The sequence below is a fragment of the Cognatundibacterium crateris genome (assembly GCF_010078235.1).
GTDB lineage: Bacteria > Pseudomonadota > Gammaproteobacteria > Burkholderiales > Burkholderiaceae_D > Undibacterium > Undibacterium crateris.
Map to the genome: position 1 here is coordinate 1 of NZ_JAABOS010000011.1, position 24,626 is coordinate 24,626.

Annotated in this window: 18 protein-coding genes and 1 tRNA gene; 13 read left to right on the forward strand and 6 right to left on the reverse strand. The window is 51.1% G+C overall.

Translation table 11 applies throughout. The annotated features are described in order from the left end of the window. The first annotated feature begins 132 nt into the window (after window positions 1-132). The 12 genes from EYB48_RS17115 to EYB48_RS17170 all read left to right on the forward strand — a co-directional run bounded on the left by EYB48_RS17115 (window position 133) and on the right by EYB48_RS17170 (window position 14,944). A tRNA-Trp gene (locus EYB48_RS17115) sits at window positions 133-208 on the forward strand. Between the two features lie 36 nt (window positions 209-244). Further along, window positions 245-628, forward strand: a complete 384-nt coding sequence (secE, locus tag EYB48_RS17120; RefSeq protein ID WP_162021606.1) for a preprotein translocase subunit SecE — start codon at window positions 245-247, stop codon at window positions 626-628. Next, a complete protein-coding gene (nusG, locus tag EYB48_RS17125) occupies window positions 628-1,221 on the forward strand; it encodes a transcription termination/antitermination protein NusG (RefSeq protein WP_162021607.1) in 594 nt (197 codons plus the stop codon). The genes secE and nusG overlap by 1 nt, the downstream gene beginning before the upstream one ends. A gap of 128 nt (window positions 1,222-1,349) precedes the next feature. Further along, window positions 1,350-1,781, forward strand: a complete 432-nt coding sequence (gene rplK / locus EYB48_RS17130; RefSeq protein ID WP_162021608.1) for a 50S ribosomal protein L11 — start codon at window positions 1,350-1,352, stop codon at window positions 1,779-1,781. Next, a complete protein-coding gene (gene rplA, locus EYB48_RS17135; protein ID WP_162021609.1) occupies window positions 1,781-2,473 on the forward strand; it encodes a 50S ribosomal protein L1 in 693 nt (230 codons plus the stop codon). Before rplK ends, rplA begins: the two co-directional genes overlap by 1 nt. Before the next feature lie 291 nt (window positions 2,474-2,764). Then, on the forward strand, window positions 2,765-3,262 hold the full coding sequence (gene rplJ / locus EYB48_RS17140) for a 50S ribosomal protein L10 (protein WP_162021610.1): 498 nt from the start codon (window positions 2,765-2,767) through the stop codon (window positions 3,260-3,262). 59 nt (window positions 3,263-3,321) lie between these two features. Continuing rightward, window positions 3,322-3,693 (forward strand): 50S ribosomal protein L7/L12, encoded by a 372-nt coding sequence (gene rplL / locus EYB48_RS17145; protein WP_162021611.1) that lies wholly within the window; start codon window positions 3,322-3,324, stop codon window positions 3,691-3,693. Window positions 3,694-3,908: 215 nt separating this feature from the next. Next, on the forward strand, window positions 3,909-8,015 hold the full coding sequence (gene rpoB / locus EYB48_RS17150) for a DNA-directed RNA polymerase subunit beta (RefSeq protein WP_162021612.1): 4,107 nt from the start codon (window positions 3,909-3,911) through the stop codon (window positions 8,013-8,015). A 282-nt stretch (window positions 8,016-8,297) separates the two neighbouring features. Beyond that, entirely contained in the window at window positions 8,298-12,527 is a 4,230-nt protein-coding gene (rpoC, locus tag EYB48_RS17155; RefSeq protein WP_162021613.1) for a DNA-directed RNA polymerase subunit beta', read from the forward strand. A 104-nt stretch (window positions 12,528-12,631) separates the two neighbouring features. Further along, window positions 12,632-13,435, forward strand: a complete 804-nt coding sequence (locus tag EYB48_RS17160) for a biotin--[acetyl-CoA-carboxylase] ligase (protein WP_162021614.1) — start codon at window positions 12,632-12,634, stop codon at window positions 13,433-13,435. Between the two features lie 12 nt (window positions 13,436-13,447). Next, window positions 13,448-14,251, forward strand: coding sequence for a type III pantothenate kinase (locus EYB48_RS17165; RefSeq protein ID WP_162021615.1), 804 nt, complete (start codon window positions 13,448-13,450; stop codon window positions 14,249-14,251). Window positions 14,252-14,266: 15 nt separating this feature from the next. Continuing rightward, window positions 14,267-14,944, forward strand: a complete 678-nt coding sequence (locus EYB48_RS17170; RefSeq protein WP_162021616.1) for an SPOR domain-containing protein — start codon at window positions 14,267-14,269, stop codon at window positions 14,942-14,944. Between the two features lie 56 nt (window positions 14,945-15,000). On the opposite strand, the gene EYB48_RS17175 is transcribed toward EYB48_RS17170, so the two are convergent. The 6 genes from EYB48_RS17175 to EYB48_RS17200 all read right to left on the reverse strand — a co-directional run bounded on the left by EYB48_RS17175 (window position 15,001) and on the right by EYB48_RS17200 (window position 23,495). Beyond that, window positions 15,001-16,305 carry a M56 family metallopeptidase gene (locus EYB48_RS17175; protein WP_162021617.1) on the reverse strand — a complete coding sequence of 435 codons (1,305 nt, stop codon included), beginning with the start codon at window positions 16,303-16,305 and terminating at the stop codon, window positions 15,001-15,003. After that, complete coding sequence (locus EYB48_RS17180; protein WP_162021618.1) at window positions 16,295-16,672, reverse strand: BlaI/MecI/CopY family transcriptional regulator; 378 nt, start codon at window positions 16,670-16,672, stop codon at window positions 16,295-16,297. The genes EYB48_RS17175 and EYB48_RS17180 overlap by 11 nt, the downstream gene beginning before the upstream one ends. A 246-nt stretch (window positions 16,673-16,918) precedes the next feature. Continuing rightward, window positions 16,919-19,093, reverse strand: a complete 2,175-nt coding sequence (locus EYB48_RS17185) for a S9 family peptidase (RefSeq protein WP_162021619.1) — start codon at window positions 19,091-19,093, stop codon at window positions 16,919-16,921. 78 nt (window positions 19,094-19,171) lie between these two features. Further along, window positions 19,172-20,119, reverse strand: a complete 948-nt coding sequence (locus EYB48_RS17190; protein ID WP_162021620.1) for a hypothetical protein — start codon at window positions 20,117-20,119, stop codon at window positions 19,172-19,174. Window positions 20,120-20,380: 261 nt separating this feature from the next. After that, window positions 20,381-22,873, reverse strand: coding sequence for a zinc-dependent metalloprotease (locus tag EYB48_RS17195; RefSeq protein WP_162021621.1), 2,493 nt, complete (start codon window positions 22,871-22,873; stop codon window positions 20,381-20,383). Between the two features lie 193 nt (window positions 22,874-23,066). Continuing rightward, entirely contained in the window at window positions 23,067-23,495 is a 429-nt protein-coding gene (locus EYB48_RS17200; protein ID WP_162021622.1) for a GNAT family N-acetyltransferase, read from the reverse strand. Between the two features lie 278 nt (window positions 23,496-23,773). On the opposite strand from EYB48_RS17200, the gene EYB48_RS17205 reads away from it, so the two are divergent. Further along, window positions 23,774-24,586 carry an IclR family transcriptional regulator gene (locus EYB48_RS17205; protein WP_162021623.1) on the forward strand — a complete coding sequence of 271 codons (813 nt, stop codon included), beginning with the start codon at window positions 23,774-23,776 and terminating at the stop codon, window positions 24,584-24,586. Window positions 24,587-24,626: the final 40 nt, after the last annotated feature.

The window sequence follows — 24,626 nt, forward strand, 5'->3', positions numbered from 1 at the left end:
TTCGCTATCCGTGAAGGTGGTCGTACAGTCGGTGCAGGCGTTGTTGCTAAAATCATCGAGTAATTTGTAGTAATGAATCAAGCGCGGCAACCTGTTCTGGTTGCCGCTCAAATTCAGCCAGTTTCAAAATGTAGGGGTGTAGCTCAATTGGCAGAGCGACGGTCTCCAAAACCGTAGGCTGGGGGTTCGATTCCCTCCGCCCCTGCCACCATCAAAGCCGCAGGGCGCCGAAAGTAAATACAGTATGTCTAATCATTCCGTCCAGACAGTCAGTACCTCCAATGACAAATATAAAGTCATTCTGGCGGTTTTTGCTGTAGTTGCTGGAATTGCTGCATTTTATGTTCTTGCTGGTCAGTCTACCTGGGTGCGCGCTGCTGCACTGGTGGTCGGTCTGGTAATTGCAGGTGGTTTGTTGGCAGTCTCAGATCTGGGACGCAATTTTGTTGAATTTGCTAAAGAATCTGTTCGTGAAACCAAGAAAGTAGTTTGGCCTACCCGTAAGGAAGCAGGTCAGATCACCGCAGTTGTTTTTGGTTTTGTGCTGGTGATGGCAATTTTCCTTTGGGGAACAGATAAATTCCTCGAGTTTATGTTGTATGACGTAATCCTTGGATGGAAAAAATAATGAGCGAAAACATTCAGGAAAACGAACAAGGTACAGCGCCAGTGGTGTCTGTGCCTAAAAGCGCTAAAAGATGGTACGCCGTCCATGCGTATTCCGGTATGGAAAAAAGTGTACAGCGCGCTCTGGTAGAGCGGATTGAACGCGCAGAAATGCAGGACAAATTTGGCCGCATTCTGGTTCCTACTGAAGAAGTTATCGAAGTGCGTAACGGCCGTAAGGCAGTGACTGAGCGCAGGCTGTTCCCAAGCTATGTATTCGTCGAAATGGAAATGACTGACGATACCTGGCATTTGGTGAAAAACACCAGCAAGGTAACCGGCTTTATCGGTGGTAAATCAAATAAACCATCTCCTATCCCTCAGCATGAAGTGGATAAGATATTGCAGCAGATGCAGGATGGTGTAGAAAAACCAAGACCAAAAGTCTTGTATGAAGTTGGTGAAGTGGTTCGTATTAAAGAAGGTCCATTCACAGACTTCAACGGTAGCGTGGAAGAAGTTAATTACGAGAAATCGAAAGTCCGCGTCACCGTGACTATTTTTGGCCGTGCGACACCAGTGGAACTGGAATTCGCTCAGGTAGAAAAAGTCTGATCAAAATAAAAGAATTAATCGTCAGTCAGTACGATGAAAGCAGTAATTCAGAAACTGATGCAAGCCGAGGAGCCTGGCAGTAGCAGTATCAAGTCAGGCGCTAATACTCATTTTATTTAGGAGCCAACATGGCAAAGAAAATTATTGGTTTTATCAAGCTGCAAGTGCCAGCTGGTAAAGCAAATCCATCCCCACCTATCGGTCCAGCTCTGGGTCAACGTGGTTTGAATATCATGGAATTCTGCAAAGCGTTCAACGCGCAGACCCAAGGTATGGAACCAGGCATGCCAATTCCTGTTGTGATCACCGCATTTGCTGATAAGTCTTTCACATTCGTGATGAAGACTCCTCCAGCAACATACATGATCAAAAAAGCAGCTGGCATCACTAAAGGTTCTGCTAAGCCACATACTGACAAAGTTGGTAAGATCACTCGTGCTCAAGCTGAAGAAATCGCTAAAGTTAAAGCAAAAGATCTGACAGCAGCTGATATGGACGCAGCAGTCCGTACTATCGCTGGTTCTGCCCGTTCTATGGGTATCACGGTGGAGGGTCTGTAATGGCTAAGTTATCTAAAAAAGCAAAGTTGCTCGCAACTAAAGTTGATCGTCTGAAAGTTTACTCTTTCGACAACGCAGTTACTCTGATCAAAGAGTGCGCAACAGCGAAATTCAACGAATCCATCGACGTTTCCGTGCAACTGGGTGTAGATCCTAAGAAATCTGACCAGGTTGTTCGTGGCGCAGTTGTATTGCCAGCAGGTACAGGTAAAACTGTACGTGTAGCGGTATTCGCTCAAGGTGCAAAAGCTGAAGAAGCGAAAGCAGCCGGTGCAGATATCGTTGGTATGGAAGATCTGGCAGAACGCGTTAAAGCTGGCGACATGCCATTTGACGTAGTGATCGCCTCTCCAGACACGATGCGTATCGTTGGTACACTGGGTCAGGTACTGGGTCCACGTGGCCTGATGCCAAATCCAAAAGTTGGTACAGTTACTCCAGACGTTGCAACTGCAGTTAAAAATGCAAAAGCAGGTCAGGTTCAGTACCGTACAGATAAAGCTGGTATCATTCACACTACTATCGGTCGTAAGTCTTTTGCAGATGCAGATCTGAAAGCCAACCTGGTAGCGTTGATCGATGCTTTGAACAAAGCAAAACCAGCTTCTTCCAAAGGTGTTTACCTGCGTAAAGTTTCCATCTCTTCCACGATGGGTGCTGGCGTACGTGTTGACCACGGAAATCTGGCTTAAGTAAGCAATTAAGTCCTCATGGCTAACGTCATGGGGCGATTCTTTGGGCTGGACAGATAGAAATATCTGTCCAGAGTGTCAAAGACCGTTGGGCTGATGTCCGTCAGGAATCAGTTAAACACCAAAGGCGCAAGTCTGAGGAACCCAACGCAGATGGTGTACCCGAACAAGTTTTGTAGTGATTACTGGTCCGCCAGTGAAACTCCTAACTTCGGACGCCGTGTTCGAAACGATACGAAGGAAGCATGTCATCCTGATATGCCTACTGACTATCATTAATGGAGGTTGACCGTGAGTCTCAATCTGAATGACAAAAAGGCCGTCGTCGCTGAAGTCTCTGCAAAAGTAGCAACTGCACAGACTATCGTCGTGGCTGAATATCGTGGCATCCAGGTCGGTCATTTGACGCAATTGCGTGCTTCTGCACGCGCTCAAGGCGTATACATGCGTGTGTTGAAAAACACACTGGCACGTCGCGCTGTTGAGGGAACTGTATTTGCCAGCCTCGCTTCTGAAATGACCGGTCCGTTGATTTATGCAATCTCGGAAGATGCCGTTGCAGCTGCTAAAGTCGTACAAGACTTTGCAAAAACCAACGACAAACTGGTTGTTAAAGCAGGTAACTATGCAGGCAAGTCGCTGGATAAAGCTGGCGTTGTTGCATTGGCAAGCATTCCTAGCCGTGAAGTACTGTTGGCGCAAGTTGTGGGCATGATGCAGGCACCTGTATCTGCATTTGCACGCGCTCTGGCAGCTGTGGCAGCGAAGAAAGAAGCAGAAGCTGCTTAATTGCAGTGTTTGTTTCCGTCAAATACCGTATCAATGTAATTAATTAATTGGAGTTTCAAATGGCAATTAGCAAAGACGATATCCTGGAAGCCGTAGGCGCGATGTCCGTAATGGACCTGAACGACCTGGTAAAAGCTTTCGAAGAAAAATTCGGCGTATCCGCAGCAGCAGTTGCATCTGGTCCAGCAGCAGCTGGTCCTGCAGCAGCAGCTGAAGAACAAACAGAATTCACTGTTGTTCTGGCTGAAGCTGGCGCAAACAAAGTTAGCGTTATTAAAGCAGTTCGCGAAATCACCGGTCTGGGCTTGAAAGAAGCTAAAGATCTGGTTGACGGCGCACCTAAAGCAGTTAAAGAAGGTGTTGCTAAAGCTGACGCTGAAGCCGCTAAGAAAAAGCTGGAAGAAGCTGGCGCGAAAGTCGAAGTTAAGTAATTTCGCATTAAGGCAAATCTTCGGATTTGCCGAAGTCAAAGGCAGGAATCCTCTTGTAAGAGAGGGTTCCTCTTTGGCTTCTTTGTCGTTCAGGGTTGTTTAGCTGTTCATTAAGACCGAGGGCTGAGACTTGAGGTTTTTTGTCGCAGAGTTACTTGAATTTTGTGCCAGGAATCCTGAATTCTCCATCCTTCCTTGTCACTCACGGAGTGTCCATGCACTACTCATTTACTGAGAAGAAGCGTATTCGTAAATCTTTTGCGAAGCGCGCCAACGTCCACAACGTTCCGTTCTTGCTGGCGACTCAAATCGAGTCGTATAAAAGTTTCCTGCAAGAAGACAGAACGCCGGTAAACCGTAAAAATGAGGGCTTGCAGTCAGCCTTCACTTCGATTTTTCCTATCGTTTCACACAACGGGTTCGCTCGTCTCGAATTCTTGTCCTATGTTTTAGGTGATCCGGCATTTGACGTCAAGGAATGTCAACTGCGTGGTCTGACCTTTGCATCGCCACTGCGTGCGAAAGTGCGTCTGGTCATTCTGGACAAAGAATCCCCGACTAAGCCAGTCGTCAAGGAAATGAAGGAACAGGAAGTCTACATGGGCGAATTGCCTTTGATGACGACCACAGGTTCTTTTGTGATTAACGGTACTGAGCGTGTGATCGTGTCTCAGTTGCACCGTTCCCCGGGCGTGTTCTTTGAACATGACCGCGGTAAAACTCACTCATCCGGTAAGCTGCTGTTCTCAGCACGTATCATTCCTTACCGTGGTTCCTGGCTGGATTTCGAATTCGATCCAAAAGACATTCTGTTCTTCCGTATTGACCGTCGTCGTAAGATGCCTGTCACTATTCTGTTGCGTGCTATCGGCATGAACAATGAACAGATCCTGGCGAACTTCTTCGTATTCGACAATTTCAATCTGCACAGCGATGGCGCGGAAATGGAATTCGTTGCTGAGCGTCTGCGTGGCGAAGTCGCACGTTTCGATATTACCGACAAATCCGGTAAAGTCATCGTTGCCAAAGACAAGCGTATCAACGCGAAACACGTACGTGAAATCGAAGCCGGTGGTGTTAAACACATCTCCGTACCTGAAGACTACCTGTTAGGCCGTGTACTGGCCAAGAACATCATTGATGCGGATACCGGTGAAGTCATCGCTAACGCCAACGATGAGCTGACAGAAGAGTTGTTGGCCCGTCTGCGCGATGCACGCGTGACCGATATCCAGACGCTGTACACCAATGATCTGGATCAGGGTGCCTACATCTCCCAGACTCTGCGTACTGACGATACAGCTGACCAGATGGCAGCCCGTGTTGCGATCTACCGCATGATGCGTCCTGGCGAACCGCCAACAGAAGAGTCTGTAGAAGCGCTGTTCAATGGCCTGTTCTACAGCGAAGAACGCTACGATTTGTCCGCGGTCGGCCGTATGAAGTTCAACCGCCGTATTGGCCGTGATGAACTGACTGGCGCCATGACTTTGTCTAACGAAGACGTTCTGGCTGTGATCAAGATCCTGGTTGAGCTGCGCAATGGCCGTGGCGAAGTGGATGATATCGATCACTTGGGTAACCGTCGTGTACGTTGCGTTGGTGAGCTGGCTGAGAATCAGTTCCGTGCCGGTCTGGTACGTGTAGAGCGTGCTGTTAAAGAGCGTCTGGGTCAGGCTGAAGCCGACAACCTGATGCCGCACGATCTGATCAACTCCAAGCCGATCTCTGCTGCGATCCGTGAATTCTTCGGTTCGTCCCAGTTGTCCCAGTTTATGGATCAGACTAACCCGCTGTCCGAAATCACGCATAAGCGTCGTATTTCCGCACTGGGACCTGGTGGTCTGACCCGTGAACGTGCCGGCTTTGAAGTCCGCGACGTGCATCCGACCCACTATGGCCGTGTATGCCCGATTGAGACTCCTGAAGGTCCGAACATTGGTCTGATCAACTCGCTGGCTCTGTATGCGCGTCTGAACGAATACGGCTTCCTGGAAACACCATACCGTAAAGTTATCGACAGCAAGATCACTAACCAGATCGATTATCTGTCTGCAATCGAAGAAGGCCGTTACATCATCGCTCAGGCGAATGCGACGATCGACGGCGCTGGTACATTGACCGATGAACTGGTTTCTTCCCGTCAGGCTGGTGAAACAATTCTGGTATCTCCAGAACGCGTACAGTACATGGACGTGGCGACAGGCCAGGTGGTTTCCGTTGCGGCTTCTCTGATTCCGTTCCTCGAACACGATGATGCGAACCGTGCGTTGATGGGTGCCAACATGCAGCGTCAGGCTGTTCCATGTCTGCGTCCTGAGAAAGCATTCGTCGGTACCGGTATTGAACGTACTGTTGCAGTTGACTCCGGTACGACCGTGCAGGCACTGCGTGGCGGTAAAGTCGATTACATCGATGCGGGCCGTATCGTTATTCGTGTGAATGATGACGAAGCACAGGCTGGCGAAGTCGGTGTCGACATTTACAACCTGATTAAATACACACGTTCCAACCAGAACACCAATATCAACCAGCGTCCTATCGTGAAGGTCGGCGACGTGGTTGCGCGCGGTGACGTACTGGCTGACGGTGCTTCGACCGATCTGGGCGAACTGGCACTGGGTCAGAACATGCTGGTCGCGTTTATGCCTTGGAACGGCTATAACTTCGAAGATTCGATTCTGATCTCCGAAAAAGTGGTTGCTGACGACCGCTACACCTCGATTCATATCGAAGAGTTGTCTGTTGTGGCACGTGACACCAAGCTGGGTGCAGAAGAAATTACCCGTGATATCTCCAACCTGGCTGAGAATCAGCTGGCGCGTCTGGATGAATCCGGTATCGTCTACATCGGTGCTGAAGTGACTGCTGGCGACACACTGGTCGGTAAAGTGACACCAAAAGGTGAAACTCAGCTGACACCGGAAGAAAAACTGCTGCGTGCGATTTTCGGTGAAAAAGCCTCTGACGTGAAAGATACTTCCCTGCGCGTGCCATCCGGCATGGTAGGTACGGTCATCGACGTACAGGTCTTCACCCGCGAAGGTATCCAACGCGACAAACGTGCACAACAGATTATCGATGACGAACTGAAACGCTACCGCCTCGATCTGAACGATCAGCTGCGTATCGTGGAAGGCGATGCATTCGAGCGTCTGGAACGTATGCTGGAAGGTAAGATCGCTGACGGCGGCCCGAACAAACTGGCCAAAGGTACCAAGATCACTAAAGAATACCTGGCAAGCATAGACAAATATCACTGGTTCGATATTCGTCTGGCTGCTGATGATGCTGCCAACGCTCTGGTTGCGATGAAAGATTCCATCGCTGAAAAACGTCATCAGTTCGATCTGGCATTTGAAGAAAAACGTACCAAACTGACACAGGGCGATGAATTACCACCTGGCGTACAGAAGATGGTTAAAGTCTATCTGGCCGTTAAACGTCGCCTGCAGCCTGGTGACAAGATGGCGGGTCGTCACGGTAATAAGGGTGTGGTTTCCCGTATCGTGCCTATCGAAGATATGCCTTACATGGCTGACGGTACACCGGCTGACATCGTACTGAACCCATTGGGTGTTCCATCCCGTATGAACGTGGGTCAGGTTTTGGAAGTGCATCTGGGCTGGGCAGCAAAAGGTCTGGGCTTGCGTATCGGCGAAATGCTGAAAGCAAAAGCCAAAGTGGAAGAACTGCGTGAATTCCTGAAGAAGATTTATAACGAATCTGGTAAACAGGAAGACATCGACAGCTTGTCCGAAGTTGAGATTCTGGAATTGACGAACAACCTGAAACATGGTGTTCCGTTTGCAACACCGGTATTTGACGGTGCCCACGAATCTGAAATTCGCCGCATGCTGGATCTGGCTTTCCCTGACCATATCGCTGAACAACTGGGTATGACACCGTCTAAAAACCAGGTCACCCTGTTTGATGGCCGTACCGGTGAAGCGTTTGAGCGTAAAGTCACACTGGGTTATATGCATGTTCTCAAGCTGCATCATCTGGTTGATGATAAAATGCATGCCCGCTCGACTGGACCATACTCTCTGGTGACGCAACAACCGCTGGGTGGTAAAGCTCAGTTCGGTGGTCAGCGTTTCGGTGAGATGGAGGTTTGGGCACTGGAAGCGTACGGCGCGTCTTACGTCTTGCAAGAGATGTTGACCGTGAAGTCCGATGACGTGAATGGCCGTACCAAAGTGTACGAAAATCTCGTTAAGGGCGATCACGTGATCGACGCCGGTATGCCAGAGTCGTTCAACGTTCTGGTCAAAGAGATCCGTTCTCTGGGTATCGATATCGACCTGGAGCGCGACTGATCGCTATCACCGGCAGGAAGGCCTTCTTGCTGGTGATGCTCACAGAGCAAAGTTTTTGTAGTCTTAGTAGTAAAACCACCGCCCGAACGTGTTTCGGGCGTTGGTCATTCAGCTAGCCCGCAGTTTGGAAGTGGATTTTCGTTCCCGGTATCTGATGGAACCAGTTTTTCAAGGTAAATTCTGGCTCTCCCGTCGATGCGAACAGGGTCAGCGACGAAACAACTTCTCTTGCAGCACTATTCAGCCACCAAGCGTTTGCCGCGCTTAACTGGAGTGATATACATGAAAGCCCTGCTCGATTTATTCAAGCAAGTCCAACCAAACGAACAATTCGACGCGATCAAGATTGGTCTGGCGTCACCGGATAAAATCCGTTCATGGTCTTATGGCGAAGTTAAAAAGCCAGAAACCATTAACTACCGTACCTTCAAGCCAGAACGTGATGGTCTGTTCTGCGCCAAAATTTTCGGACCGATCAAGGATTACGAATGCCTGTGCGGTAAGTACAAGCGTTTGAAACACCGCGGTGTTATCTGCGAAAAGTGCGGCGTTGAAGTCACACTCGCTAAAGTACGTCGTGAGCGCATGGGCCATATCGAACTGGCTTCCCCGACTGCGCACATCTGGTTCCTGAAGTCCCTGCCATCCCGTCTGGGTATGGTACTGGACATGACTTTGCGTGATATCGAACGCGTACTGTACTTTGAAGCATATGTTGTGACCGATCCGGGCATGACGCCGCTGAAAAAATGCCAGATCATGTCGGAAGACGATTACGCTGCCAAATACGAAGAATACGGTGATGAATTCACCGCGTTCATGGGTGCTGAAGGTATCCGCGAATTGCTGCGTTCTATCGACATCGACCGTGATGCAGAAACCCTGCGCACTGAACTCAAAGAATCTAAATCTGAAGCCAAGATCAAGAAGTACGCTAAGCGTCTGAAAGTTCTGGAAGCATTCCAACGTTCCGGCATCAAGCCAGAATGGATGATCATGGAAGTGCTGCCAGTGCTGCCGCCTGAGCTGCGTCCTCTGGTACCGCTGGATGGTGGTCGTTTTGCGACTTCCGATCTGAACGATCTGTACCGCCGTGTGATTAACCGTAATAACCGTTTGAAGCGCCTGATGGAATTGCGCGCTCCGGAAATCATCACACGCAACGAAAAACGTATGCTGCAGGAAGCGGTAGACTCCCTGCTGGATAACGGTCGTCGCGGTAAAGCCATGACAGGCGCGAACAAGCGTCCGCTCAAGTCTCTGGCTGAAATGATCAAAGGTAAAGGCGGTCGTTTCCGTCAGAACTTGCTGGGTAAACGTGTTGACTACTCCGGTCGTTCCGTTATCGTGGTGGGTCCACAGCTGAAACTGCATCAGTGCGGTTTGCCTAAGCTGATGGCACTGGAACTGTTCAAACCTTTCATCTTCAATAAACTGGAATTGATGGGTCTGGCAACAACCATCAAGGCAGCGAAGAAACTGGTTGAGATTCAGGAACCGGTAGTATGGGATATTCTGGAAGAAGTTATCCGCGAACATCCTATCATGCTGAACCGTGCGCCTACGCTGCACCGTCTGGGTATTCAGGCGTTTGAGCCGGTACTGATCGAAGGTAAAGCGATCCAGCTGCATCCACTGGTCTGCGCGGCATTCAATGCTGACTTTGACGGTGATCAGATGGCGGTTCACGTTCCTCTGTCTATCGAAGCACAGATGGAAGCCCGCACACTGATGCTGGCATCCAATAACATTCTGTTCCCATCCAATGGTGAACCATCCATCGTTCCTTCTCAGGATATCGTTTTGGGTCTGTATTACGCAACGCGTGAAAAGATCAACGGTAAAGGCGAAGGCATGATGTTCCCTGACGTCTCCGAAGCGATCCGCGCCTGGGACAACAAGGAAGTGGAACTGACGACACGTATCACCGTCCGTATCACGGAATATCCAAAAGATGTGGCAACTGGTGAATTCGTTAAGACCATCAAGCGTTATGAAACGACAGTTGGCCGTGCCATCCTGTCTGAAATTCTGCCTAAAGGTCTGCCATTCAGCGTACTGAACCGTCCGCTGAAGAAGAAAGAAATTTCCAAACTGATCGATACCTCCTTCCGTAAGTGCGGTCTGCGCGCAACGGTGGTATTTGCCGATCAGCTGATGCAATCCGGTTTCCGCCTGGCGACCCGTGCAGGTATCTCTATCTGTATCGACGACATGCTGGTACCACCGCAAAAAGTCACACTGGTTGCTCAGGCTGAGCACGAAGTAAAACAGATCGAACAGCAATATGCATCCGGTCTGGTGACTGCAGGCGAACGCTACAATAAAGTGGTGGATATCTGGGGCAAAACCGGTGATGAAGTCGGTAAGGCGATGATGGAACAGCTCAAAGTTGAACCCGTCACACGTCGCGATGGCACAGTCGGTACGCAAGAATCCTTCAACGCGATTTACATGATGGCCGACTCCGGTGCGCGTGGTTCTGCTGCACAGATTCGTCAGCTGGCGGGTATGCGTGGTCTGATGGCGAAACCTGACGGCTCCATTATTGAAACACCGATTACTGCGAACTTCCGTGAAGGTCTGAACGTTTTGCAGTACTTCATTTCCACTCACGGTGCGCGTAAAGGTCTGGCTGATACTGCGTTGAAGACAGCGAACTCCGGTTACCTGACACGTCGTCTGGTCGACGTTACCCAGGATCTGGTGGTGGTCGAAGACGATTGCGGCACAACCAATGGCTCTTCCATGAAGGCCCTGGTTGAAGGCGGTGAAGTGAACGTACCGCTGCGCGATCTGATCCTGGGTCGTGTTGCTGCCAACGATATCGTGAATCCTGAAACTCAGGAAACACTGTACGCTGCCGGTACACTGCTGGACGAAATTTCTGTCGAACGCATCGAAGCGCTGGGCATCGATGAAGTCAAAGTCCGTACTCCGCTGACTTGCGACACCCGTTACGGTCTGTGCGCGATGTGCTACGGTCGTGATCTGGGTCGCGGTAATCTGGTTAACTCTGGTGAAGCAGTTGGTGTTATCGCTGCGCAGTCCATCGGTGAACCTGGTACACAGTTGACGATGCGTACCTTCCACATTGGTGGTGCAGCGTCGCGTGCCGCAGTGGCATCTTCGGTAGAAGCAAAATCCAACGGTACTATCCGTTTCACAGCAACCATGCGTTATGTGACTAACGGTAAAGGCGATCAGATCGTGATTTCCCGTTCCGGTGAAGTCCTGATCACTGACGACCATGGCCGTGAGCGTGAACGTCATAAAGTACCTTACGGTGCGACCCTGATCGTGAAAGACGGTCTGGTGATCAAAGCGGGTACTGCACTGGCAACATGGGATCCGCTGACCCGTCCTATCATTACCGAATACACCGGTACGGTGAAATTCGAAAACGTCGAAGAAGGCGTAACTGTTGCAAAACAGGTTGATGAAGTGACTGGTTTGTCCACTCTGGTGGCGATCGATCCTAAGCGTCGTGGCGCAGCAGGCAAATCGGTACGTCCACAGGTTAAGCTGCTCAATGAAAATGGCGACGAAGTCAAAATCGCCGGTACTGAGCATGCAGTGACGATCGGCTTCCAGGTTGGCGCGCTGATTACAGTGAAAGACGGTCAGCAAGTTACCGTTGGTGAAGTTCTGGCGCGTATTCCTACTGAATCCCAGAAAACCCGTGATATTACCGGTGGTCTCCCACGTGTTGCTGAGTTGTTTGAAGCACGTTCACCAAAAGACGCAGGTATGCTGGCAGAAGTCACAGGTACCGTTGCGTTTGGTAAGGAAACCAAAGGTAAGCAACGTCTGGAAATCACCGACATGGACGGTCAGAAGCATGAGTTCCTGATCACCAAGGACAAGCAGGTTCTGGTGCATGACGGCCAGGTTGTCAACAAAGGTGAGATGATCGTGGACGGCCCGGCTGATCCGCAAGACATCCTGCGTTTGCTGGGTATCGAAGCGCTGGCACGCTACATCGTTGATGAAGTTCAGGACGTGTACCGTTTGCAAGGCGTTAAGATCAATGACAAGCATATTGAAGTGATCGTGCGTCAGATGCTGCGTCGTGTTGTTGTGGTCAATCCAGGCGACACCAACTACATCGTGGGTGAACAGGTAGAACGTTCCGAGCTGCTCGATGAAAACGATCGCGTCACGAAGGAAAACGGCATTCCTGCAACATATGAAAATATCTTGCTGGGTATTACCAAAGCTTCCTTGTCGACCGACTCCTTCATCTCTGCGGCGTCCTTCCAGGAAACCACACGTGTTCTGACAGAAGCGGCGATCATGGGCAAGAAAGATGGTCTGCGCGGTCTGAAAGAAAACGTCATCGTGGGTCGTCTGATCCCTGCGGGTACCGGTCTGGCATTCCACCGTGCACGCAAGCTGAAAGAGACTTGGGAAGCCGACGAACGTCAGGCTATGCTGGAAGCAGAAAAAGCAGTTTTTGCACCAGTACCTGAAGTCGCAGCAAGTGATGTGACAGAAGGCGGCGAAGCTTAAGCTGAGCTGAAGTAAAATAGAAACGGCACCGTAGTCAGACTACGGTGCCGTTTTTTATTGGTGCAGGCAGCGCATGCCTGGCCTTGACCCGGAAAATCCAACTTATGACTGATGATCTTGCCCTTTACGATGCGGCCAGCATACGTGCTCAGCGTGATCCCTTCGGCATGCTGGCCGATGTGGAAGTGCTGGCCGAAACCGGATCTACCAATGCGGATCTGATGGCACGTCTGGGCCAGTTACAGCGCCCGGTGTTGCTGGTGGCCGAGCGCCAGACTGCAGGCCGTGGCCGCGCCGGCCGCAGCTGGCATTCTGTGCCCGGTGGCGTACTGACTTTTTCACTGGCCTGGCATTTTCCAGCCGCTGCCCACACCCTGTCTGGATTACCGCTGGCAATCGGGGTTGCGGTGGCGGAGCTGCTGCAGGCACTGGACTTGCCGGTGCAGCTAAAATGGCCGAATGACATTTTGCGCGATGGTAAAAAACTCGCTGGCATACTGGTTGAGAGTGCAGCCGATAAGCAGGGTGGCAGCTGGGTTGTGGCCGGAATAGGTTTGAATTTACAAATTCCAGCTGAACTGGAAGCTCAGATAGGGCGCGAAGTCGCTGATGCCCCTTGGCTGGCCAGGATGGACAAAAACCTGTTGCTGGCACGTTTGCTGAATGCACTCGCGCGCTGCCTGGATCAGTTTGGCCGCGAGGGCTTCGCCGCTTTCGCAGAGCGCTGGAATGCACTGCATGCCTATGCGAATCAGCCAGTACAGATCATGGAAGCAGAGCAGATATTGCAGCAAGGTATTGCGCTGGCGGTGGATACTCAGGGTTGTCTGTTATTGCAAACCCAGGCTGGCATCAGAACTATCGTTGCGGGTGATGTCTCTTTACGGCAGGCTGCCAGTCACGCTTAAAGAAGGATGAATATGTTGTTATTGATCGATGCGGGCAATACACGCGTCAAGTGGGCCATGCACCCGTGTCAGCCAGCCCTTGCTGCGCAGACAGCGCCACAATGGCTGCAACTGGCTTCCATTGCGCATGCAGATATCGCACAACTCAGCGCTGACTGGCAAAGTACAACTTTGCACAAGCAGGTCAGCGCTATCTGGATTTCAAATGTAGCAGGTGCCGCCATGCGTGAACATCTGTTGAGTCAGTTACAGCCCTTATTTGCCAATGTGCCTGTGCACTGGTTTCAGTCACAAGCCAGCTGTGCCGGCGTGATCAATCAGTATAGGCAGCCGACCCAATTAGGCTGTGATCGCTTTGCCTCTGCCATCGGTGCGCATTTTTTGTATCCCGACACCGATAAGCTGGTCGCTACCTGTGGCACGGCAACCACGGTGGATGCCGTGACAAAAGCGGGTGAATTTGCCGGTGGCATGATCTTGCCGGGTCTGAAGCTGATGGCAGAATCGCTGGCCAGAAATACTGCGCAATTACCCCAGGTAGCAGAAAGCATAGGTGTGAGTCAGCCATTTGCTGACAATACAGATCAGGCCATCGTCAGTGGCTGCATACATGCGCAAGCCGGGGCGATACGCATGGCTTATCAGGCCTTGCAGGCCCGTGGCAAGGATTCAGCTGCTGCACAGCTTGCGCCGGTTTGTCTGATTTCCGGTGGCGCCGCCCCTTATCTGACGCCCCATCTGGGATTTTCTGCTCTGCATGTACCGAATCTGGTCTTGACGGGGCTGCTTGTCGTGGCACAATCAAGCCCACTTTGAAAAAGAGATTTGACCATGTTGCGATTTGTATTCTGGACCCTGTTCATCAGTAATCTGGCACTGGCTGGCTATCAGTTCGGACTGGCCGGAAAATGGCCCTTGGAAGCGCGTGAACCTGAACGTTTGAAGCAGCAGGTGCGTACCGACCAGCTGGTGCAGATTTCAGCCAGTGCGGCGCAGACCAGCAGCGAGCCCGCTGCCGCCGAACCTGAAAAGAAAATGGAAGTCATCGCTTGTCTGGAGCTCGGTAACTTCCAGCAAAGCGATGCGGCCAAAATTGAAGAAAAGCTGAAAACCCTGGCATTGGGCGACCGTCAGTCACGCATCAATATTTCAGAAACCGCTTCCCATATGGTGTTTATTCCATCTCAGGGAAGCAAGGAGGGTGCGGATAAAAAAATCAGTGAACTGAAACGTATCGGTGTGACTGATTATTTCGTCATTCAGGATCAGAGTAATCTGCGCTGGGGTATTTCTTTAGGCATATTCAAGACAGAAGAAGCGGCTAAACAGCATCTGAGTAATCTGAATAACAAAGGTGTACGCACTGCCCGCATCATGCCACGCGCGCTGACCACCAATAAATTCGCCTACCAGCTACATCAGTTAAATGGCGATGATAAAGGCAAGCTGGATACGCTGATTAAGGATTTGCCTGCGCATGAAGCGCGTAGTTGTCAGAAAAATTCCTGACCCGGATTCCGGCATTACTCAGATCAGTGCAGGTGGGCACTGATCTGTTTCAACGCTTACTTAATCTTCGCAACGCTGTAGTCGATCGCTATGTCATTTTCCTTTTGATCGCTACTGCTTTCTATACGGCTTTGCTGCCCGAGCTGAGAAATCAGGCTTGGCGTTGCCAGCAGACGATCATTTTTGTAGATTTCCAGCTTGGTATAAGCTGCCCGAGCTGATGAGAATTGCTCTTGCTTTTCTTTACTAAGCTGCTGGTATTTTTCCCCCATCATTGCTTCAGGTGTGTCAACCTGCAGCACAAATTTCCAGGTATTTTTTCCATCTGCCAGCTCCAGACTTGTTTTTGCTCCTTGCACAGCAATGATTGCGGGGGAGACTATGCTGTCTTCGGTCGTAATCTTCGTCTGTATCCGGTAGCGTTGCCGTTCCGTGCTGATTAGACTCACAGGTGCGGCATCCTGCATGCCAGTTACCTTGCTACTGTGACTGGCCCATGCGCTCACAGTACCGGTTAATGCTGTGCATAGTATTAGCAACAAAGAGGGTAGTTTGTGTTGGGCTTTTCCTGTTTTTTTTAACTGCATGATGCGCTCCTTGAGTGGGTGGTGATGTTGCCAGCTACAGTAAATCGAGTGTGCTTGTTCCTGCAGGACGGTATGGAGCATCGCTTGCGCATAGTTGCTTTGTTGCGCAGGGTAGCGCCGTAAAACTTCTGCATCGCAGGCCAGTTCCTGATCCAAACGGAAATAATGATGTGCGATGTAGACCAGTGGATGGAACCAGAAAATACAACGTAAGCACCAAAATGCGGCGTTGGCCCACAGATCCAGACGTTGTTTATGTACCTGTTCGTGACTCAAAATCAGGTCTTGTTGAGAAGTGGAGTAACGCTCAAAAAAATCCGATGGCATGATTATGCGCGGATGTATCAATCCAATCAGCGCCGGACTGATATCACTACGCTCTGATACGAAAAATTCCGCTACCGGGTGTAGACGTCCTAGACCTTTAATGAAACGTCGCTGCTGGTAGATTGATATACAGAGCAGCAGCAGGCTTATCGATAACCAGCCAATGATGATCACTGCGGGATAAACAGGTGAATCAAGGACAGGGACGGATATAACAGTGGCGTTGTTCAATCCGCTTGTGACTGGAGTGACTAAATCAGGCAGGATTGTTCGGGGTGGAGGAAAAAAGAGCGCGATAGCAGATAAGGGTAATGTCCACCAACTGAAATACACCAGGCGGCCATCGGTAAGGCGATATAAGAATATACGTTGGATCAGAATCACGCCCAATGCCAATGTGAGTGCAATGCATATGCTCCAGCCGGCTTGCAGCAAATCAGCGCTCATTTTCCAAATCCTGTATCAGTTTCTTCAGCTCAGCGATATCCGTCTTCGACAATTGTTTGCTTTGGCTGAAATGAGCGACCATTGGCGCTAACTGCCCATCAAAAACACGTTGTAGGAAGCCCTTGCTTTCTGACGCGACCCATTTCTCTTGCTTCAGAACTGGGCTATATAAAAAATACCTGCTTTCCTTCTCCGCACGGATCGCATTTTTTTTGAGTAAACGATTGAGCAAAGTCTTCACCGTGGCAGGTTGCCAGCCCTGCGCTGTACAAAGTGCGGCACACAGCTGTTCCGCCGATTGAGGGTGCTGCGCCCAAAGCAGTTGCATAATGAGGGCTTCGGCATCACTGATTTCAGTTGGATACATATTGATGTTTCATCGTTTACATTTGTAAATGATTACATGTGTAAAAGTTAAAGTCAAGCGAGTGAGTCAGTGTTTGTGGCGCTATTCAGAGCGGGCTCTTTGCTGTACAAGCAAGCATTCAGCACAAGCTGAATACTATTGGCCTGGGAAAGCTTCTCTGAACACTAAGAGTTTTCGACCAGGGAGTTTGATAAACAAAAAGGCTCGCCACTTAAAGCGAGCCTTCTGTTTTTGGACAGCGCCTGATTACTCTTTAATCCCCCACTGTCCCAACATCCAGGCGAAGTTGAAGCTGGATTCTTTCAATGCGTCATAGCGCCCGGACGCACCGCCGTGACCAGCTGCCATATTGATTTTTAATAGCAGAGGATTTTGATCGGTTTTATAGGTGCGCAGTTTGGCCACATATTTTGCCGGCTCCCAGTACATCACCTGACTGTCATTGAGTCCGGTGGTGACCAGCATGGCCGGATAGGCTTTCTTTTCTATATTGTCGTAAGGCGAATAACTGCGCATGTAATCATAAGCCGCCTTTTGATTCGGGTTACCCCATTCCAGATATTCACCGGTTGTCAGTGGCAGGCTGGCATCCATCATGGTATTCATCACATCCATAAACGGCACGGCAGCATGCACGGCTTTGAACAGGCCCGGACGCATATTAGTCACTGCTCCCATTAACAGTCCACCGGCACTGCCGCCTTCGATGATCAGTTTATCCGGGCTGGTCCATTTTTCCTGTATCAGATATTCGGCGCTGGCGATGAAATCAGTGAAGGTATTTTTCTTTTTCATCAGCATGCCATCTTCATGCCAGTGTTCACCCATGTCGCTGCCGCCGCGTATATGAGCTTCAGCATACACGACACCGCGATTGAGCAGACTGAGCCGCTCCAGTGAAAAAGTCGCTTCCGTGGACATGCCGTAGCTGCCATAGGAATACAGCAAAGTCGGTGCGCTGCCATCGAGTGGCACGCCTTTTTTATGAACTATCCATAAAGGCACTTTGACGCCGTCTTTGGCGGTTGCCCACAAGCGGTGGGTTTCGTATTGGCTGGCGTCGTAGCCACCGACCACTTCCTGTTGTTTGAGCACCTTGCGTTCGCCACTGGCCATATCCACATCCATCACCATAGGTGGCGTGATGGGCGACTGGTAGGAGATGCGCAGTTGTGTTGACTGATATTCGGGCGTTCCACCACTCATCGCCAGATAGACAGGATCATTAAAACTGATGGCTTTCCATTGTTTGCTCTTGAAATCATATACCCGCATACGGTTCAGGGCCTGACTGGATTCCGATACCACCAGATAGTCACTGAAAATTTCTATATGCTGCAATAAGACATTCTTGTCATGCGCAATCAGCTCGGTCCAGTTTTTTTCTGAAGGCTTAGCCAGTGGTGTAGTCATCAACCTAAAATTCTGAGCGTGTTTATTGGTTATGATATACAGCAATCCATCGCGGTGTTCTACTTGATAGCGATGGCCTTTTTGACGCCCGAGTACGCTGCGCAGTTTGCTTTGTGGTTGACTCGCAGGAATGAGCCAGGATTCTGTGGTGTCGGTCGCCACGGATTGCAATTCGACGAACTGCTCGTCATGGCTTGTGCCGACTTGCAGTGAAAATTGTTCGACTTTTTCGTCATAGAGCGGTATCGGCTTGCCCCCCAGCGTCAATCTGAAAAAACGGTTCGAGCGCTTGCTGGTTGCATCTTCCTGTACAAAAAACAGTGTCTTGCTATCCGCTGCCCAGGCCAGGCTGGTTACACGCTCAACACGGTCACTCAACATTTCACCTGTTTTCAAGTCTTTGATTTGCAAGGTGTACTGGCGGTATCCGGTGGTATCAGTCAGGTAAGCGAGATAGCGGTCATTCGGGCTGATCAGGCTTTGTTCGAGTTCGAAAAAGGAAAGTCCTTGCGCGAGCAGATTCTCGTCCAACAGTATTTCTTCGGTGGCCTTGTCGTCATAGTTGAGCTGCGCATCGGCCGGACGACGGCAGTAGATGGGATATTGCTTACCTGCCTCAGTGCGGTTGTAGTAATAGTATTTCCTTTTGCGCACCGGTACCGATAGATCGGTCTCTTTCATACGCGCCTTGGTTTCCTGAAACAGCTTTTCTGCCAGGGGCTGAATATCTGCCGTCATGGCTTCGGTATAGGCATTCTCTGCATTCAGGTAGGCGATCACTTTCGGATCGTCTTTCTTTTGCAGCCAGCGATAATTGTCGGTGACGATTTCGCCATGACGTTTTTCCTGCCAGGGGACTTTGGCAGCGACAGGTGCGGTGGTGTTTTGTTTCTTGAGCCAGGGCATAGGTGAATCGACGATATCCGCCAGCGCTAAGCGTGGGGTGCTGATAGCGATTAGCGCGATGGTGCTGATGGTGCTGATGGTGCTGATATGTTTAACTAACATAGTATCCTTTTCTGTCTATAGTCGGCCACGCTGGCGGCCAGATCACGCTTAGTAAGCGGCTATCCGCGCCACTGTATTTCAGCGCCCCTTATTCATCAGATGCATTGCGCGGCTTGGTGTGCTGGCGACCCTGATCCAGCCGCTGCGCACACCTTGATAGGGGTCCTGTGTGACCAGACGGTCGCTGTCTGCGTTCACCGATATAAAGAGCCAGTGCTGACCTTGTCTGTATTCGCTGCCCAGGATCCGGTAGCTTGCCCCTGCCAGATAGCGTCTTACAATATTGCCATACACTGCATGTCGCATCATGCGGCTGAGACCGGTATCGTAATGGTCTTGCTGGCTGGGTGAGGAGCGCAGTATCAGGGCTTGATGCGCGGAGATGCTATTTTTCTGATTTGCGGTGTGTTCAGGCAACTGGGTGTCGGTACGCAATTTCGCAGTAGCGAACTGCCTCAGATTGTCGCTGCTGCCGATGAAATATTCTTCTGTCTGAGCCCCGCAACAGGCATCTGCAATGCTGCTGAACTGACTGCCATCGCTGGATATACGCAAGACCTGTTCGCGAAAAAGTCCATCCTGTTTTACCTTGTAGCCCTGTGCGCTGCCAAACCAGATGAGTGTGGCATTGCCTTCTGCACATAGTGCGCTGCCGGTATAGAGTACATCCTCATGTCCATCCTGATTGATGTCCAGCGTATAGAAGGCAGCGCCCCTTAAGTCATTTAGAAAGGCGCGTTCTGACCAGGAGCAGTCAGCGCTTTCCAACATGTCGGGGTTGTTGATCGCTTGCCGATATGCTGCCAGCAAGGCAGGCTGCCGTTCGGCCAGTACGGCAGCGCTCAGCGTGCGTTGTGCAGAGACAGTGCGCCAGTCTCGTGTTTCAGGAAATAAGCGCAAGCTTTTTTCTGCCGCAGTCAGCGGCGTGGATGCCGGTGCTGCCTGTGAAGCCGGCAGGCCTGTAAGCAGGCTAAAGCAGAGACAGAAATTCAGAACAGAAGCAGGAATCGTGAAACGGATACGCACAACTTACTCCTTCGTTGATCAGTGACATCGTGCATTCATACTCATCAATGCAGCGCACAGCATAATGCAAATGACGCTGCCGGTCTGCGGCAAATTTACGCGGATTGCTACAAACATCAGGCTTGTAGGCAGACCAGATCCGCTTCCGGTGCAGTTTAAAAAAAGCGTTGCAGACGCAACGCTTTTAGCATGTTGGATGCCGCGTATCTGATGCTACAAGCCCAGTCAGACCGGAGCTGTAGCATCCACTAGTAGCTCAGATCAGTGCTCAGGCCAGCACACTTCAGTTTCTGCACCGATAGCACGCGGCAAGACCAAGGCCGGTGTAGCTGCAGGTGCTTGTACTGCATGTGGGTCCAGCGCGCGGCTGGCCAAATCCGTCAACTCGTCCCAGTGTGCTTTTTGGGCACCGGAGGCTTTGCCAGCAAATACTGATTTCAGCGTTTTGATTTCAGCACGTACATAGGCTTTGCTATCGTCATTACCGCTGGCATTCAACCTGTCGGTGAGTGCATTCAGGTAATTACGTTGCAGGGTACGGCGCGCCTGAGTATTCGCATCGCCATACACTGATCCACGTAAGTCAGATAACAGTTCGGCCAGTGTGTAGGCCTTATCACCTGCTGCTGCTTCTTGCTGAATCAGACGGTTACTACGGCTGCGGCTGATCAGATTATTCAGTACCGCTTGCTGTGCCGCTGCCAGTCTGGCGGCCGGTTCGGAAGGGCGCAGACGTTGAGTAATTGCGGGTTCGAATAACCAGTTTGGTGTCTGGAATACCTGTTCGCCGAGGAATTTCACCGCTTGTTTCTGACGCTCTTTAGGTAAGGCAGAGAAAATCGCTCCGGCCTGATCACCATGTTTATTCTGGTTGTCATAACCACCGACTACGCTGACGACGTGGCCGATTTCACGCTGCCATTGACTCCAGGTCGCGCCATATAATTCTTCCAATGTGCGGTCATCACGGTCTGCTTTAATCGCCATCGCAGGCAACTGCTTCACGATGCGTTGCAGATTCTTGATGCCGAGTGAAGTGGCGTAGACCGGATCGGCATCACCGACGGCTTCAGTCAGTTCACCAAAGTCATCCTCTTTTTTCACTGCAGAGAAACGCAGCCAGGGCTTACTATCCTGCTCGCGTATCCAGGCGCGCAGGATGGGCAATTCTTCCTGTGGCGTTTTGGCACTTGGAATCGGTGCATAACCCCAGTGGGTGGCAAACATATCGTAAGGGCCAATTTTTGGAATCAACAGCTGTGGATCGATCTTGTCTTCCGGTTGCACCAGATAATTGATGCGGCTGTAATCCATCAGTGTGGCGACATGGCCCATTTCTTTCAGCCATTTCGGGTCACGCAGTTTGTTTGCCGGATACAGCGAGCTGGATTTCATATTGTGCGGGAAGCCCAAAGAGTGACCGACTTCATGTGTGACCACATAGGCCACCAGATCACCCATCAGATCATCCGGCAGCGGCAATTTCTGTGCGCGTGGATCGACAGCACCAGCCTGTGTCACATACCAGTCGCGCTGCAATTGCATGATGTTGTGGTACATCACGATATTCGCATTCAGGATTTCACCTGAGCGTGGATCGGATAAATGCGGACCATAGGCGTTCGGGATTTTGGAGGGAACCCAGCGGATCACGCTGTAGCGTACATCTTCCGGATCGAATTCAGGATCTTCTTCTTTAGTCGGGAAGGGACGGGCCTGAATCGCGTCTTTGAAACCTGCGCCTTCAAATGCGACATTCCAGGCTTCCACGCCCTTCTTGACATAAGGGACCAGCCAGGCCGGGGTAGATTTATCGATATACCAGACCACCGGTTTGACCGGTTTGGAAATCGCAGCATCCGGGTCTGCTTTTTCCAGGCGCCAGCGCGCAATCAGGCGCTCAGTTTTCACGCCGTGTTCTGTTGTGCCAAAGTCGACCTGACTTAAACCGAAAAAGCCAACGCGGTCATCCGCCAGGCGCGGTTTCATCGCTTGTTCCGGCAATTGCACGATGTTATAGGCGACATCCACCGTTGCGCTGCGTATCGGCGGCGTTGGCAAAGGCGGCAGGCCAGGAATGGTCGGCATTGGTGTCGGCATCAGCCCATAAGTCTGCACTGCATCCACCCGTACACTGCCGGCAAAGGCTTTACTGCGGTCGATATAGCTGCGGCTGCTATCCATGGCAGCGGCACGCAGGGTGGAACGGGCGCTGAAGTCACCGACTTCTGAGGTGAACAGGCGGCTGACTTCAAATACTGGCGCGCCGTCTTTGGCATAGGCCTCGACCGGGAACACCGCCAAAATTGCATCACGCTGTGAGTCTTTCACGGCTGGTGTGATGCTGCTGTCCGGTGCGCTGACATAAGAGTGGGAGACGATCTGCAGATAGACGCGATTCGACTTGACCGTGAAACGCACTACATCTTCATTCAGGGATTTACCGACATGGTCCACATTGGCTGGCACTGCAGTCGCATTGGCGACCATCAGCAAGGGCTTATTGATCAGCGCTTTCGGTAATTCGAAATACAGTTTGCCTTTGATGGTGTGCAGCTTGATCAGACCTGCCTGGGTTTTGGCGTCTGCGGTGACGACTTTATCGTAAGGCTTGATGTCAGATGGCGTTTCAGCAGCCGGTTTTGCCGTTGTGGCAGCGCTGGCTGCTGCGGCATCAGCAGTGACCGCAGGCAGTTTGGCTGGTGTAGTCGGTGCCGGTGGCGTGTCTGCAAAAGCCAGTGTGTGTACTGCCATTGCTAACCCAAGTGCGCATTGTTTTTTTGTAAGTCGCATGTATCGGTCTTTTCGTTAATTGAGGTGTGTCAGGAAGCGCTGACGACGCGTGCAACTCTGACCATGCAGCGCATAAAGAGTTCTGCCATTCCGGATTATATTTGAGCCGCTGGCGCGACGATGGCAGGCTTGCTCTGGCCTGATGGTGTAAGGCTCAGCTTATTTTTTTATTGAAGTATTTGGGCGATTCCGCATAACCTTGCCGTGCATAGAAACGATGCGCGTCTGTGCGTCTTTCATGGCAATGTACTTCTATGCGGTCGCAGCCATAGTCGGCTGCCAGTTGCACAGCACGCTGTTCCAGCAGTGCGCCTATGCCCCGGTTGCGCGCGCCGTCGGCGACGCAAAAGTAACTGATGCGGCAAAAGTCGCCCGCCAGCGCCAACTGGGGAATAAAGTGCAGCGAGATGCAACCCAATACCGCTTGCTCATCGACCGCTACGATCAGGGTCGCATCCGGATGCGATAGTAATTGCTTGATGCGACTTTCGATAAAGGCGTGCGAGCCTGGGTAGTCGAGTTCTGCAAGCAGGTCGGCAACAGCCTGTGCATCCTGGGGGCGGGCGGGTCTCAGACTGATCATGATAGGGCGCTGAAGGGTGGGGCAAGTTAGGCAAAAATTCTCGTTCCAATTAGGGTAGTAAAAAATACAATGTTTGGCAATGAATACATGCTTGTTTTTTGCTTACATGTAAAAAAAAGTGCCTACAGGTATTTATTATTACTAATCAAGCAAATTTGATGTGCTTTGATGTTTTAGCCGGATTGACCAGGTGTAACTGTGCCTTGATTTTTACCGTTATTCTCATTTAATGAGAAAGTGTATATTCGTTTTTCCCAATCTGGTGTTAGCATGGCCTGATGCCTATCCCTGATCCTGCTTCAATCCCTCAAAAGGATGAGCCTGTCATTATTGCTGCCAGCGAGCGTGTGTTGCAGGTACTGACCTGTATCGCGCGTCAAGGACAGCCGGTGCCGGTGCGCGAACTGGTGTCGCTGACTGGTTTGCCACAAAGTACCCTTTACCGTCATTTGCTGGTCTTAAAGAAATGGGGCTGGGTGCAGGAGCATGCCAACAGCGGCTTGTATGAGCCGGGACCATTGGCGGTGCAACTGGCACATGGATTTGATCAGCATTCCTGGCTGATGCAGGCGGCCAGTCAGGAAATCGGGCAGCTAGTACAACGCTCCGGAGAAAGTGTGGGTTTATTGTGTTACCTGCATGGGCAAGTGGTTTGTCTGGACATGCAGGAAAGTCAGCAGGCTTTGCGCTGTTCATTCGCGAAAGGCCGTGCCCACGGCACGGTGCGTGGCGCGTCGGCCAAAGCCCTGCTGGCATTTTCCTCAGCGGAGTTACGTCAGAGTCTGCTGGATCAGAATTTTCTCGGGCAGTCCGCCCAGCACGATCAGCACGATCAGCACAATCGGCGCGATCAGCGTGAGGTGCTGGAACTGGAGCTGGCTGACATACAAAGGCGCGGCTATGCCACCAGTGAGAATGAAGTCGATCAGGGCGTGTGGGGGGTGAGCGCACCGGTGTTTGCAGGAAGAACCCAATTGGTAGCGACCCTGACCCTGATGGCACCGGCACAGCGCAGCAGCTTGCGGCAGCAGGAATTTATCAGCATGACGCGGGCGGCCGCTGACCGTATCAGCCGCGTTTTACAATTCTGAACATCAGCAAATCAATTATTTATACAGGCAGGAGTACAGT